Annotated in this window: 13 protein-coding genes and 1 pseudogene; 9 read left to right on the top strand and 5 right to left on the bottom strand. The window is 49.8% G+C overall.

Annotated features, from left to right (window positions below; all coding sequences use genetic code 11):
* The first annotated feature begins 68 nt into the window (after positions 1–68).
* From poxB to E6C74_RS17640, 7 genes are all read left to right on the top strand, one after another.
* Positions 69–1,796, top strand: coding sequence for a ubiquinone-dependent pyruvate dehydrogenase (poxB, locus tag E6C74_RS17670; protein WP_136487374.1), 1,728 nt, complete (start codon positions 69–71; stop codon positions 1,794–1,796).
* Between the two features lie 386 nt (positions 1,797–2,182).
* Positions 2,183–2,596: a tripartite tricarboxylate transporter TctB family protein gene (locus tag E6C74_RS17665; RefSeq protein ID WP_136487373.1), complete on the top strand. Its 414-nt coding sequence runs from the start codon at positions 2,183–2,185 to the stop codon at positions 2,594–2,596.
* A 33-nt stretch (positions 2,597–2,629) separates the two neighbouring features.
* Positions 2,630–4,144 carry a tripartite tricarboxylate transporter permease gene (locus E6C74_RS17660; protein WP_136487372.1) on the top strand — a complete coding sequence of 505 codons (1,515 nt, stop codon included), beginning with the start codon at positions 2,630–2,632 and terminating at the stop codon, positions 4,142–4,144.
* A 12-nt stretch (positions 4,145–4,156) separates the two neighbouring features.
* Positions 4,157–5,497 carry a glucarate dehydratase gene (gene gudD, locus E6C74_RS17655; RefSeq protein WP_206208440.1) on the top strand — a complete coding sequence of 447 codons (1,341 nt, stop codon included), beginning with the start codon at positions 4,157–4,159 and terminating at the stop codon, positions 5,495–5,497.
* A 21-nt stretch (positions 5,498–5,518) separates the two neighbouring features.
* Positions 5,519–6,289, top strand: a complete 771-nt coding sequence (gene garL / locus E6C74_RS17650; RefSeq protein ID WP_136487370.1) for a 2-dehydro-3-deoxyglucarate aldolase — start codon at positions 5,519–5,521, stop codon at positions 6,287–6,289.
* A 21-nt stretch (positions 6,290–6,310) separates the two neighbouring features.
* A complete protein-coding gene (gene garR / locus E6C74_RS17645) occupies positions 6,311–7,195 on the top strand; it encodes a 2-hydroxy-3-oxopropionate reductase (RefSeq protein WP_136487369.1) in 885 nt (294 codons plus the stop codon).
* 62 nt (positions 7,196–7,257) lie between these two features.
* Positions 7,258–8,400, top strand: a complete 1,143-nt coding sequence (locus tag E6C74_RS17640; RefSeq protein ID WP_136487368.1) for a glycerate kinase — start codon at positions 7,258–7,260, stop codon at positions 8,398–8,400.
* A 4-nt stretch (positions 8,401–8,404) separates the two neighbouring features.
* On the opposite strand, the gene E6C74_RS17635 is transcribed toward E6C74_RS17640, so the two are convergent.
* Complete coding sequence (locus E6C74_RS17635) at positions 8,405–9,505, bottom strand: sugar diacid recognition domain-containing protein (RefSeq protein WP_168797054.1); 1,101 nt, start codon at positions 9,503–9,505, stop codon at positions 8,405–8,407.
* Positions 9,506–9,783: 278 nt separating this feature from the next.
* Here E6C74_RS17635 and E6C74_RS17630 point away from each other — a divergent pair, with 278 nt between their 5' ends.
* Complete coding sequence (locus tag E6C74_RS17630) at positions 9,784–10,689, top strand: DUF6279 family lipoprotein (RefSeq protein ID WP_136487366.1); 906 nt, start codon at positions 9,784–9,786, stop codon at positions 10,687–10,689.
* Here E6C74_RS17630 and E6C74_RS17625 read toward each other — a convergent pair.
* Positions 10,668–11,999, bottom strand: a complete 1,332-nt coding sequence (locus tag E6C74_RS17625) for a basic amino acid/polyamine antiporter (RefSeq protein ID WP_136487365.1) — start codon at positions 11,997–11,999, stop codon at positions 10,668–10,670. The two genes, E6C74_RS17630 and E6C74_RS17625, sit on opposite strands and share 22 nt — an antisense overlap.
* Before the next feature lie 12 nt (positions 12,000–12,011).
* The gene (locus E6C74_RS17620; RefSeq protein ID WP_206208439.1) at positions 12,012–12,923 is read right to left on the bottom strand and encodes a homocysteine S-methyltransferase family protein; all 912 of its coding nucleotides are present in this window, start codon (positions 12,921–12,923) and stop codon (positions 12,012–12,014) included.
* Between the two features lie 438 nt (positions 12,924–13,361).
* On the opposite strand from E6C74_RS17620, the gene E6C74_RS17615 reads away from it, so the two are divergent.
* The gene (locus E6C74_RS17615; protein ID WP_136487364.1) at positions 13,362–13,604 is read left to right on the top strand and encodes a CG2 omega domain protein; all 243 of its coding nucleotides are present in this window, start codon (positions 13,362–13,364) and stop codon (positions 13,602–13,604) included.
* A gap of 88 nt (positions 13,605–13,692) precedes the next feature.
* Here the strand turns inward: E6C74_RS17615 and E6C74_RS21015 are convergent, their stop codons facing one another.
* Both E6C74_RS21015 and E6C74_RS17610 read right to left on the bottom strand, forming a co-directional pair.
* Positions 13,693–13,830: a hypothetical protein gene (locus E6C74_RS21015; protein WP_168797053.1), complete on the bottom strand. Its 138-nt coding sequence runs from the start codon at positions 13,828–13,830 to the stop codon at positions 13,693–13,695.
* Between the two features lie 120 nt (positions 13,831–13,950).
* Positions 13,951–14,376: pseudogene (locus tag E6C74_RS17610) on the bottom strand (NADP-dependent phosphogluconate dehydrogenase); the annotation flags it as partial.

Here is a 14,376-nt window from a genome sequence, read left to right as displayed (position 1 = left end):
GGTTTTTTTGAATGCACTCCTTTGCTTTGCAGATTTTTCGCATCAATCACCGACGTGGAGATTTTCGTATGAGTAATCCAACTATCGCCTATTTTATCGCAGATACGTTGCGCCAGGCTGGCGTGGAACGCATTTGGGGAGTCACTGGCGACTCGTTGAACGGGCTGAGTGACAGCCTGAGAAAAATTGGTCAGATCGAATGGCTGGGAACCCGCCATGAGGAAGTGGCGGCGTTCGCCGCCGGCGCTGAAGCCCATCTTTCCGGGCAGTTGGCTGTGTGTGCCGGTTCTTGCGGGCCCGGCAATATGCACTTGATTAACGGCCTGTTTGATTGTCACCGTAATCGGGTTCCCGTGTTAGCGATTGCGGCACATATCCCTTCTGCAGAAATAGGAACCAACTATTTTCAGGAGACTCACCCCCAGGAATTATTCAAAGAATGTAGTGTTTTCTGTGAGTTAGTTTCCAACCCAGAGCAAATGCCTTACTTGCTTGAAACCGCGATGCGTCAGGCTATCCTGCACAATGATGTGGCCGTGCTGGTACTACCAGGCGATATAGCGCTGAAACCGATGCCGGAAGGGGTGTTACCGAAGTGGAGTTTGCCTAAACCGGCTTTGTATACGCCGCATACATCGGATATTGAACAGTTAGCGCAGTATCTCAACAGCAGCGACAACGTGACGCTGATGGTTGGTGCCGGAGTGAAAGGTGCGCATCAAGAGGTGGTGGCTCTGGCAGAAAAACTGCAGGCACCGATTGTGCACGCTCTGCGCGGGAAAGAATACATCGAATATGACAATCCGTACGACGTAGGGATGACCGGTTTGATTGGCTTTGCCTCCGGTTACCACGCGATGCGTGAAGCGGATACTTTACTGCTTATTGGTACCAGCTTCCCGTACCGGGCATTTTATCCGGAGAATGCCAAAATTGTACAAATCGACAATAACCCCGCCTCTCTTGGTCGTCATACTCAGATAGAATTTGGTGTGCTGGGGGATACGAAAGCGACATTGGACAAGCTGCTGCCTTTTATCAGTAGTGGCCGTTCATCCAAACATCTGAGCGACTGTATTGCGAACTATAAGCAGGCGCGTAAAGGTCTGGATGATCTGGCTAGTGGTAAAACCGGACGTGGTCTGATTCACCCGCAATATCTGGCGCGCTTAATTAGTGAGCAAGCGGCAGAGGATGCGGTATTTACCTGTGATGTCGGTACCCCGACTGTGTGGGCGGCCCGTTATCTGGAAATGAATGGTCAGCGCCGCCTGATCGGTTCGTTTAACCATGGCTCAATGGCCAATGCGATGTCACAGGCGATGGGCGCGCAGGCGCTGGATCGCACTCGTCAGGTTGTTGCCCTGTGTGGTGACGGTGGCTTCTCTATGCTGATGGGGGATCTGTTGTCTCTCAATCAGCTGGATTTACCGGTTAAAATCATCGTATTCAATAACCGTTCTCTGGGGTTTGTTGCGATGGAGATGAAAGCCGGAGGCTATTTATCAGATGATACCGATCTGCAGAACCCGAGCTTTGCCGAGATCGCCCAGGCATGTGGTATCAAAGGTATTCATGTCACTGATCCCGAGGCGCTGCCGGGGGCACTGAGCGAAACGCTGCATTATCCGGGGGCGGTGGTTCTGGAAGTGGATACCGCAAAACAAGAACTGGCGATGCCACCCCAGATCAATATAGAGCACGCGAAAGGGTTTAGTCTTTACATGCTCAAAGCGATCATTAACGGTCGTGGCGATGAGATTGTTGAACTGAGTAAAACCAACTGGCTGCGTTAGCAACCAACACGCCCATCAGTGGATAAGTAATTTCACTATTCACTACTTAGTAAAAATGGCCTGACGGTAATTCCGTCAGGCCATTTTTTAGAAAACAGATCTGGCTACGGTAAGGATTGTGATGGCTATCAGATTTCTACTTGCATCTGCATTTTGTAAAGAAGCACAAAAGCGACCCTGGCATGAATTTATTATAGGTATTTTATTTTATTTAATAAAAACAATAGCTTAATTGTTTTGTGTCCGTGTCACACCCTGTTGTTGGATCCTACAAAATAGCCCGTTAACTTAATGCTATTTTTGGAGTTTTTAATAAAGCCCTCGCTTGGTCGATAGTCATATACTAATTCAAACAAAATCAAAACTACCCTACACAAGGAAACGATATGCTCGATGTAAATATTGACTTTGCACAATCGCATTGGTTTTTTCCAAAAATAATCATCACCTGTTTAATCTGTCTGCTTATGATTATTTTGGTCAAAGAGAGAAAAATAATAGCAGCCAGTGTGAAGTCATTTTCCTGGCAAAAGATCATCAATAATAACAACTATAAAGCTTACTTTTTTCTGGCCCTTATTAGTGGTTACATATTAATAATGCAACAGCTGGGAGAAATTTTCCCTAATACTGGCTATGCGTTTTTGATTGCGACCGTTCCTTTTCTCTTCATCATTCCATTTCTAATGGAAAAAGAAATAACGCAGAGAAAAGTTATCTATATAACAATAAATTCAATTTTATCACCAGTGATTGCCTGGGTCGTTTTAGGGCAGATGTTTGGTATTACCTTGCCTTAAATTTATTACGTGAAACTGAATGTGGAATATCTTATGGAAATTTTGTCACATTTATCTGTCAATATGTTTTTACTGAGCTCCATCGGGGTCCTGATTGGGATTATCTTTGGTGCCATACCTGGTATGACAGCGACGTTAGCGGTTGCGGTCTGCCTGCCATTAACCTACTCACTCGGTCTGAATGATGGCCTGGCACTGCTGCTTGGACTGTACGTCGGTGGCATCTCGGGAGGCCTGGTTCCTGCAGTACTGCTCAATATTCCCGGTACGCCTTCTTCCATCACCACAACATTTGATGGTTATCCCATGGCCCAGAAAGGGCAAGGAGAAAAAGCACTCAAAGTGGCGGTCGCTTCGTCACTGTTTGGCGGTTTGTTCAGTGCGGTGGTGCTGTATTTCTTTGCCCCTTTCTTAGCAAACTTTGCGATTAAATTTTCGACGGTTGAAAAGTTCCTGCTCATTTTTCTGGCACTGACAGTGATCTCCTCACTCTCAAAACACATCCTGATGGGCATCTTCAGTGGCTTGCTTGGCATTTTGATCAGCCTAATCGGCGCGTACGACATTTCTGTTGGCGGTAATGGCGAATATCGTCTCATGCCACAGGCACTGGAAGATCAACTGAGTTTTGGTTTCTCGCTGCTTCCTGTGCTGATCGGTATGTTCGGGCTTGCCGCGATCATCACCGCCTGTTGCCGCGTCAGCCAGGCTGATCATGTGCAAGGGGACATGATCCAGTTGGATCGCAAAACGCGCTTTGACTGGAAAGTCTTTAACGGGCAGTGGTTTAACCTGATTCGTTCTTCGTCGATTGGGACTTTTGTCGGTATGTTACCCGGTATCGGTGGTAGTGCCGCTTCGGTGCTGGCTTATACCCAGCAAAAGAACATCAGTAAGAATAAGGAGCAAATGGGTAAGGGCTGTCCAGAGGGCATTATTACTTCCGAATCGGCTAACAATGGTCTGACTGGTGGCGCATTGATTCCCTTGCTGTCGCTGGGCATTCCGGGCGATTCAACAACCGCGGTATTGATTGGTGCCTTTACCCTGCAGGGTATTCAGGTCGGTCCATTGTTCATTAACGAAAATCTCGAAACCTGGGATTTTATGATCCTCTCACTGTTTTTCGCCAATTTCGTCATGTTTGCCATCATGTACTTCGCCATTCGTCACGTCGCTAAAGTGGTGATGATTCCTAAGTACATTCTCTATCCAATCATTGTGATGATGTGTGTCATCGGAGCCTATGCCATTAACTACGGTGTGATGTTTGATGTCTGGACTCTGGTGTTATTTGGTGTGTTCGGCGTGGTGGCCCCCAAAATTGGTCTCGAAGTAGTGCCGTTTATTATCGGATTTATTTTAGGCAAATCGGCCGAAGTCTATTTCGTCAAAAGTATTGAGTCTTACGGAAACCTGTCGGTGTTCTTCACCAAGAGCCCCATCGCCATGTGCTTGTGGGTGATTATTCTGGCGTCGGTCATGTATGCAATTCGCTCAGTGTTTAAAACAAAGAAGCAGACGCGTGCTGATAAAAAAATAGCTTAAAGGATGAATAGTATGAATTTTGAAAAAGGTATGCCTGTTATTGAAAATATGTTGGTGATTCCGGTAGCCGGTCACGACAGCATGCTGCTCAATCTCAGTGGCGCACATGCCCCTTACTTTACCCGCAACATTGTCATTATGGAGGATAATTCCGGCAATATCGGTTTGGGTGAAGTTCCGGGAGGAGAGAGTATCCGTAAAACACTCGAAGATGCGCGCGGCTTTATCATCGGCCGTGGCCTGGGTGAATATAAAAATATCATGAATCAGGTGCGCCACGCGTTTGCTGAGCGTGATGCCGGTGGGCGTGGCTTGCAAACCTTTGATCTGAGAACGACCATCCATGCTGTGACCGCTATTGAAGCTGCGATGCTTGATTTGCTCGGCCAGGCGTTGAACGTGTCGGTGGCGTCTCTGCTGGGTGAGGGTCAGCAACGCGATAAAGTCGAGATGCTGGGTTACCTGTTCTTTATCGGTGACCGCAACAAAACCGACCTGCCTTATCAGAGTCAGCCGCAGGATAACTGCGACTGGTACCGCATTCGCCATGAAGAAGCGTTAAGCGCTGAGCGGGTTGTGCGTTTGGCGGAAGCATCCTACGAAAAGTATGGCTTCAACGACTTCAAACTGAAAGGCGGTGTACTGCGCGCCGAGGAAGAAGCGGAAGTGATCAAAGCGCTCGCTGCCCGTTTCCCGCAGGCTCGGGTGACGCTTGATCCTAACGGTGCCTGGTCTCTGGAAGAAGCGATTCGGGTCGGGAAAGAACTCAAAGGTGTTCTGGCTTATGCCGAAGACCCGTGTGGTGCAGAACAGGGGTATTCCGGCCGTGAAGTGATGAGCGAATTTCGCCGCGCCACAGGCCTGCCGACTGCAACCAACATGATTGCCACCGACTGGCGTCAGATGGGGCATACCATTTCGCTCCAGTCGGTCGACATACCTTTGGCAGATCCACATTTCTGGACCATGGAAGGCTCGGTACGTGTGGCGCAGATGTGCCACGAATGGGGCCTGACCTGGGGATCACATTCCAATAATCATTTCGATATTTCACTTGCCATGTTTACCCAGGTTGCCGCCGCGGCACCGGGCAACATTACCGCCATTGATACCAACTGGATCTGGCAGGAAGGCAATCAGCGCCTGACTAAAGAGCCATTGCAGATTCGTGGCGGCTTTGTTGCTGTGCCTGATAAACCGGGCCTGGGCATTGAGATTGATATGGCTCAGGTCGAGAAAGCGCATGAGCTTTACAAAAATATGGGACTGAGCGGACGCGATGACGCCATTGGCATGCAGTACCTGATTCCTAAATGGACATTCGATAACAAAAAACCGTGCTTGGTTCGTTAAGCGCGAACAGAGGATAACGTAATGAACGAAAACACTTACCCGAATCATTTTAAGCGTGCGCTGCTGAATCAGGAGCAAAGAATCGGTTGCTGGAGTGCCCTGGCAAGTCCCATCACCACGGAAATCCTTGGCCTGGCCGGTTTTGACTGGGTTTTGCTCGATGGTGAACATGCACCGAATGACATTCAGACTTTCATACCGCAGTTAATGGCACTCAAGGACAGTCGCAGTGTGCCTGTTGTTCGCCCGTCAGTGAACGATCCGGTTGTTATTAAGCGTTTACTGGATATCGGTTTTTACAATCTTATCGTCCCGTTTGTGGAAACACAGCAACAAGCGGAACTTGCGGTGGCGGCGACGCGCTATCCGCCACAGGGCATTCGCGGCGTTTCGGTCGGACACCGCAGTAATGGCTACGGTACAACCGCCAATTATTTTCAGGATATCAACGACAACATTGCTGTGGTGGTGCAGATCGAGAGCCAGTTAGCGTTGAATAACCTCGACAGTATTCTCAGTGTTGAGGGAATTGACGGGGTCTTTGTCGGACCGAGCGATTTGGCGGCCGCGCTGGGGCATTTGGGCAATGCTAACCATCCGGATGTTCAGGGCGCCATTCGCATGGTGTTTGAAAAAGGTCAGGCGAAAGGCAAAACCATCGGCATTCTGGCCCCGGTGTATGAAGACGCGCAGCGTTACCTCGAATGGGGCGCCAACCTAGTGGCGGTGGGGAGTGATTTAGGCGCATTCAAAGCAGCGACACAGGCACTGTGTCAGAAATTTATTAAGTAAATCAAGGCAAGAGGAAGTGTTATGAAAATCGGATTTATTGGCCTCGGCATTATGGGTAAACCTATGAGCAAAAACCTGCTTAAAGCGGGTTACTCTCTGGTGGTACTGGATCGCAATCAGGAATCAGTGAATGAGCTGGTCAATGCTGGTGCAGAATCGGCCACATCACCAAAAGCGGTTGCACAGCAGTGTGATGTGGTAATCACCATGTTGCCGAACTCACCGCACGTCAAAGAAGTTGCCTTGGGTGAGCATGGCCTTATTGAAGGCGCGCATGCCGGACTGACCCTGATAGACATGAGCTCCATTGCTCCGTTGGCAAGCCAGGAGATCGCCAGAGTGCTGGCCGAGCAGGGTGTGAGCATGCTGGATGCACCGGTCAGCGGCGGGGAGCCGAAGGCGATTGACGGCACCTTGTCCGTCATGGTCGGCGGTGACAAGGGTTTGTTTGAACAGTATTACGATGTGATGAAATCCATGGCAGGATCTGTGGTGCATACCGGTGATATCGGTGCTGGCAACGTCACTAAGTTGGCTAACCAGGTGATTGTTGCGCTCAATATCGCTGCGATGTCTGAGGCTTTGGTTCTGGCAACCAAAGCAGGTGTGAACCCTGAACTGGTTTATCAGGCTATTCGTGGCGGCTTGGCCGGCAGTACCGTACTGGATGCCAAGGCGCCTATGGTACTGAATCGTAATTTTGAACCTGGGTTTCGCATTGACCTGCATATTAAAGATTTAGCTAACGCGCTGGATACTTCGCACGGAGTTGGGGCACAATTGCCGCTTACCGCACAAGTAATGGAGATGATGCAGGCATTGAAAGCGGATGACCTGGCATCAAAAGATCATTGTGCTTTAGCGTTGCATTACGAAAAACTGGCTAAGGTTACGGTAGCGAGCTAAATAAAATGCAGCAGGTTGTGACAACCTGCTGCTTCATAATTTCTATCAAGTGGTGCTTATTGATGAAAATTGTTATCGCCCCTGATTCATACAAAGAAAGTTTAAGCGCGATTGAAGTCGCAGAAGCGATTGAAACGGGATTCCGACAGGTTTTTCCGGATTGGCAGTATGTGAAGTGTCCGACCGCGGATGGAGGAGAAGGGTCCGTGGAAGCATTAGTCGATGCCTCCGGTGGCGAACGGGTCACGGTGAATGTGGTCGGGCCACTCGGTGAACAACATGATGCTTTTTATGGTGTCTCCGGAGATAAGAGAACCGCATTTATTGAAATGGCGGCGGCCAGCGGTATTGAACTGATTCCGAGCGCAAAACGTGACCCGCTGGTCGCGACCAGTTACGGAACCGGCCAATTGATCGAGCATGCCTTGAATCAGGGTATCCGTCATTTGATCCTCTGTATTGGCGGCAGCGCGACCAACGATGCAGGCTGTGGCATGCTGCAGGCATTGGGGGTGTCGTTCACCGATGCCAGCGGAATCGAGTTGCCGTTTGGCGGTGCTGCGTTACAGGAGCTGGCTCATATCGATGTCAGCGCGCTGGATTCCCGCCTCAAAGAATGTCTGATAGAAGTGGCCTGTGATGTCAGTAATCCGCTGACCGGAAGTAATGGCGCTTCACATGTGTACGGCCCGCAAAAGGGGGCAACTGTGCAAATGGTCGAGCAACTGGATGCGGCATTGACCCGCTTCGCGGTAATTGTCGAGCAAGATCTGCAGCGTAAAGTGAGTGACATTCCGGGTGCAGGGGCTGCGGGCGGGATGGGAGCCGCGTTTTACGCGTTTCTCGATGCAGAGCTCAAGCCAGGTATCGAGATCATGACTCGAGCGGTCGGGCTGGAGGAGCTGATTAAAGAAGCGGATCTGGTGATTACCGGAGAAGGGCGCCTCGACAGTCAGAGTGTGAATGGTAAAGTACCGGTTGGTGTTGCCAGTATTGCCAAACGTTATGATCTCCCTGTTATCGCCATTGTCGGTGCGTTGGGGGATGATATCGAGGCCGTGTACTCCCACGGAATTGATGCTGCCTTTGACTCCGTCTACAAGGTGACGACCTTTGAGGAGATTGTTGCTCAGGCAAAATTCAACGTGATTCGCAGCGCACACAATATTGCTGCTGCCCTGAAAGTCGGGCAACAGCTCTGCTAATACTCTATAAAATCAAACTAAAATACAAGCAACACATGTCATTGTAGTGGTGCAAATTGATGTTACAGATCTCTTCCACCCTTTTTATGCGATAACGCAGCGTGTTAGGGTGAACATATAATTTTGCAGACGTTTTTTTGATATCACAGTTATTTTCAAACCAACACAACACAGTATTGATCAGTGTCGGATCGTGGAGTTCAAGCTGTTGTGCATGAGTGGCTAGCTTATTTCGTTGCCAGTGAGATAAGCAGCCCTCAAACAGTGCCGGCAGCTCGTATTCGTGGTAAGGGTAGAACTGCTGCTTCGGATTGAGACGTTGCCCGCATTTCATCACCGCCATCGCGCTTTCAAACGCAAACGGCAGTTCCTTAGGTTGGCTGTAAACCGCGCCCAGAGAGCACTGAAACGGTACCTTCAGCGACTCACTCAAATAGCTGCGGATACTTTGCCAGTCATCAATCGCTTTGCCATCCTCGCGTTCCGATTCGGAGACATTCAGCAGCACTACGCTCGACTTATAAGAGTATTCGGCTTTCAGTCGCTTACGTGACCAGTTGTTGAGTACTTTGACCACCTCTTTTTGCGCCTCTGAACTGTCCACTTCAATCACACACATCGCATGGTGGTTGAAGATGTCGACTTTGAGCTGGGCGGCCATATTGGTGATGTGTTCCAGCGAGGAACTTCGGTCAATGCATTCCAGTAGCAGTTCTTCAAGCTTACGTTCACTCCAGCGGGTCATCTCCATCATAGAGGTGTATTCGACCACCATTTCAGCCGCCATTTTTACCATTTCGCCAAACGGACGCACTTCCACCAAGGGGCCGGAAATACCAATGACGCCAATCGCGGCGTTGTTATACACAATCGGTAAGTTGACGCCCGGCTTAACATTGGGGAACTCTGGCAGCATGGTTTCGGAGATTTCGATAGGTTTGAGTTCCGTCAGGGCGAGAACGGCTCCGCCGTGTTTTTGATAGCGCCGCGCCGGATTAGTGGAGGCAATGATGATGCCGGTCTCGTCCATGACATTCAGCGGATACTTGATGATTTTCTGCGCGCGATCGACGATACGCTGCGCTAACTGCTCGTGTAACTGCATAGGTTCACTTTTTATTGGTAGCGTTTGTTCAGACAAGCAGCCATGTTGATACATGGTCTAATTTTGGAGTGCCTGACCAGACTAACCGAATTAAAAACGGTTTAATGAGATCCAACTCCCAAGCTCAAAAAACCAACAATCTTGCCGTATAATAAATAGATTATGTTGTTAAGTTAAAAGAATTTTCTGAAGCAGAATGTCGCGAGGAATACGCTAAAAGTCGCATAAGCTTCGAACGCAGTCTATGGTTACTGACAGAGCGAGAAAGGACGTGCCCGATGGTAAGATGGATAGCAATAATCATCACTGCGCTGGTGCTGACCGGTTGCGGTGCCAAGTTTGTCTACAACAATATTGATTGGTTTGTGATTGATTATGTTGAAGATTACGTGGAATTGAACTCGACGCAGAAAGCATTGCTGAGCGATAAAATTGCCTCGTTCAGTACCTGGCAACAACAGGAAGAGATGCCACGTTACCTGCATCAGTTAGAGCAGCTGTCCTTACTGCAACCGGATCAATTTAGCCCACGGCAACTCGACTTGCACCGAACGGAGGTGCAGCAGCATTATCAGCGCCTGGTAATGCATCTCCTGCCGGATGCGTATCTGTTGGCTAATACTCTGAGCGATGCTCAGATTGAGCAATTTATGCAGGGATTAACTGAGCGCCAGCAAGAGTTTGCCGAAAAGTATCGTGACACGACTCAAAGTCAGGCTCGCGTACGTTATCGGGAACGGATAACAGACAATCTGGAGGAGTGGTTTGGCAGCCTTAGCGCTCAGCAAGAGGACGTGGTTTCGCAGTGGGTAAACGAGATGAAAGTGACCACGGCAGACTGGATTGCCTTTCACAGCCGCCTGCGGCGCGAGTTAACTCATTTGTTTACACTGCGACACAATGAAGCTTTGTTCAGCGCGCAGTTACAGGCGTTATTGTTTGCTCCCGAGCAGTTCTACAGTCCGGTTCTGCGTGCTAAATTTCAATACAATCAAGCCATTTCCGATAAGTATCTGGTTGAGATTGTACGCTTGGCGTCAGATAAGCAAATTGCCTATTTTCGAGGGGAGATTAACGACTGGCAACAGTTGGTGCAGGAACTCAGCGCGGATGTTGGCACTAGTGTGCGACAGCCCCCTGATGAGCAGGGGGTGTCAGCAGATCATGTGGCAGATGCCAGTTGACGATGTTTACGACGGCTGTAGTAAAACACCATCAAACCCGGAATATAGAGCAGGGTGGATAAGACCAGAGCGTTGAGGCCCGCGGCGTAAATCAGCCACAAACCATACAGGCTGGCGCCGAGACCAATGGCTTTGATATTCCAACTTGCGGCTTGTCCGAAGGCGATTTTGACCAGATAAGCACCCACCAGGAAGTAAGGTATCAGGATCATCGAAGTCGAGATAAGTACCAGAGTGTTATAACTCTCCCCGGTCCACATGATCAGCACCAGGCATAACTGGACTGTCACGCTGGTTAGCGTTAGCGAGGCCGGTGATGTGCCTTGTTCGTTCTGTCTGGCAAAAAAGCGCGGGAAAGCGCCATGCTGTGCAGCAGTGCACGGCACCTCTGCTGAGTACATGATCCAGCTCAGGTAAGAGGCCAGAACTGATACGATAAGTCCGAGGCTGATTACCCACTGGCCAAGGTTACCACTCATGTGTGCCATCAACCCGGCCATGGATGGATTATTCAGGGCGGCGACATCTGCCCGGCTCATTACGCCCAGAGATAGCAGAGTAATGGCCACATACAGAATCAGCGCAAATATCACACCCAGACAGGTCGCTTTACCGATATCATTGCGACGTTTGGCACGCACCGATAATACGATTGCCCCTTCAATGCCGGTGAACACCCATAGTGTAATGAGCATGGTGCCTTTTACCTGCTCAATGAACGGGGTTTGTAAGCTTTGACCCGCACGGTCGAAGTTAAACGTTGCCGGCTCAAATGCCCAGTAGGCGAGGACAATAAACACAATCAGTGGCAGACATTTTGCCAGGGTTGCCAGCAGGTTGATGAAGGCTGCCTGTTTGATACCGCGCAGCACCAGATAGTGTACCGCCCACAGGATAAGCGATTCGCCGATAAATGCGGGCAGGGTGTTTCCGTCGCCAAAAATGACCGATTGTGGTGTATCGACAAAGGCGCCAATGGCGGCAAAGGCAACCACCAGGTAACCGACCACGCCAATTGTGGCACACAGCCAGTAGCCCCAGGCGGATAAAAAGCCTGCAGTGTCGCCAAAGCCTGTGCGGGCGTAGGTATAGATACCCCCATCCAGTTCAGGCTTAAGACGGGACAAATGTAAAAAACAGCCGGCCAGCAGTAAGATGCCTACGCCAGTAATAAGCCAGCCGGTGAGAATGGCATCCACACCAGCGACTTCTGCCATATTTTGTGGCAGGCTGAAAATACCGGCGCCGACCATGGAGCTGAACACCAGAGCAGTCAGCGTGGTCAGGCCGATTTTTTGCGGTTGTTGCATCACTCGCTCCGATTAAGCGAAGTGCTGATGCAGCGCAGCAATATGCTCCGGACCGATACCGCAGCAGCCGCCAATCAGGCTGGCGCCTTGTTGTTGCCACTTCTCTGCCCACAGTAGGTAGGCTGGCGGTGTCAGGTCGGCACGCAGTTCATCCAGGCCATCGTTGGCGGTCGCGTCTTTTGGCTGAGGAGGAAATGCGTTGGCATACGCACCAAGCTGAACTTGCTGTGCCCCTGCTGTGTCCAGGCAACGCTTGGCGATGGTCAGGGCTTCCTGAATCACTTCAGGTTGGCAGCAGTTAAACAAGATGGCGCTAACGTTAAGAGCCAGCATCGCATTGATGGCATCTTCAACCAATTCGCCTGAGCGCAGGCGCGGTACATCAGTCGGCTCTGAATCTTCTAGTGTAAATGATACCCACAGCGGTTTGTGTTCGCTATCCAGTTTGTCGAGCAATGCTTTGACCGCCACTGGTTCGGCAATCAGGCTTTGGGTTTCACACAGCCAAAAATCAACATTATCTTTCAGTCCTTCGATCAAAGGTGTAGCGATCTCTGCGACCCGATCGGCCTGATACAGATCAGCGCGGTAAGAACCAAACAGCGGTGGCAGTGAGCCGGCGACCCGGGCGGTGTTACCTTCCAGGGCTACAGCCTGACGAGCCACTTCACCGGCGCGGTGAGCGAGTAACTGAGCTTCACGCTTAAAGCGTTCCTCACCGATATGAAAAGGAACTAAGGCATAACTGTTGGTCGTAATGACCTGAGAGCCACTCTGAATAAATGCGCAATGAACATCACGGACAATGTCAGGAGCTTCGATCATCGCCAGTGCTGACCATTCGGGCTGACGGAACGGCGCGCCACGTTTTTCTAATTCACGACCCATTCCACCATCGAGAACACTGACTGTATGATTTGACATAAATAAACCCTCTGTTGTTGTTTTGGATGTTTAAGCGCAAAGACGTTTAGACGTCTATAAACTAAAGGTTATTGAGATAACATTCAACTCAAAACCCGATTGTAATCGTAAATTGACGTTCAGATGCTGAAGTTTTGTTCGTTGTTGCTGACGGAGTGACAACAATGAAACACGCACCCGCGGGTGCGTGTTTAAGCGCAATGTTTAAACGGTGTCGTAGAAGTGGACCTGAGAACAATGAAGCCCGTCAGAAATGTGATGGACTGAAGTCATCTTTCTAGTGTCGGATCTGTGCATTCAGACGCACGGTGTTATGCCATATTATAAGTGGCCTGTATAGAGCGAGTCATTTTACTGTCAGGCTTGGTGTCTGCTATTGAGGTCAGCGCCGGACAATAGTTAAATGCGCAGCTTAGTAAACTGACAAGGATAACTAGAATGAAACGCACAGGAATTGTTCTGGCCTTACTGATGGCTTGCAGCGGCGCACAGGCCGGGATCAGCATCGGCGATAAGTTAGATATTTCGGCTGACTGTATGTCCGTTGAGGCTGGTGGCATAAAAGTGGGTGGCGGCGATTGTGATACTCATAAGCATAAAGCCAAAGGCGGTAAAAAGGATAATCATAGCTTTAATGGACACAACAACCCGGGTAAAGGCCATAACAAGAAGCATAAATAAGAAAAGCACCGCAGGGTGCTTTTCTTATTTATGCCTTCAGCCTGTTCCGCCGTGCTAAATCGAAACGAGAGTCTCTTTTTCAGCGGGATTAGCATCCACCTTGTTGCTGGGCGTGTTTTACCATCGCCAGGCGCAGAGCTTTCTGCTCAGATGAACACTCATTTCCGTTATGTGTTTCATGTTCCGCTTCCTGTGGAACAAATACATAGTCTTTATAAAATGTCATCGTGGTTTCTCTGTAACTGAATTCAGACAAAAAAATAGAGGATGTTAACTAAGTTAACATCCTCCCTGATGCTTAATTTTCAGGCGTAGAAGAGGGGGGTGAATTCCCCCTCAACACGTCTTATACGTCGTATGTTGTGGACGCTGTGTCACCACCGGTACCGGTCCAGTTGGTGTGGAAGAACTCACCGCGTGCACGGTCAGTACGCTCATAAGTGTGCGCACCGAAGTAGTCACGTTGCGCCTGCAGCAGGTTCGCTGGCAGACGAGCCGTGGTGTAGCCATCCAGGAACGTCAGCGCTGAAGTAGTACATGGCATCGGGATACCTGCTTCCAGCGATTTCGCTGCCACTTTACGCCATGCTGCCAGACTGCCGGTCAGGATGTTTTTGAAGTAGTCATCTGAGCCCAGGAAAGCCAGTTCAGCGTTGTTTTCGTAAGCGTCACGGATGTTGCCCAGGAACGCAGAGCGGATGATACAACCGCCACGCCACATCAGAGCGACGTTACCGTAGTTCAGATCCCAGCCGTTTTCGTTTGACGCTTC

It is taken from the genome of Vibrio sp. H11, assembly GCF_004804295.1.
Taxonomy (GTDB): Bacteria; Pseudomonadota; Gammaproteobacteria; order Enterobacterales; family Vibrionaceae; genus Vibrio; species Vibrio ostreae.
Note: the sequence above shows the minus strand (reverse complement) of the source record. Positions and strands in the feature narration are given on the sequence as shown.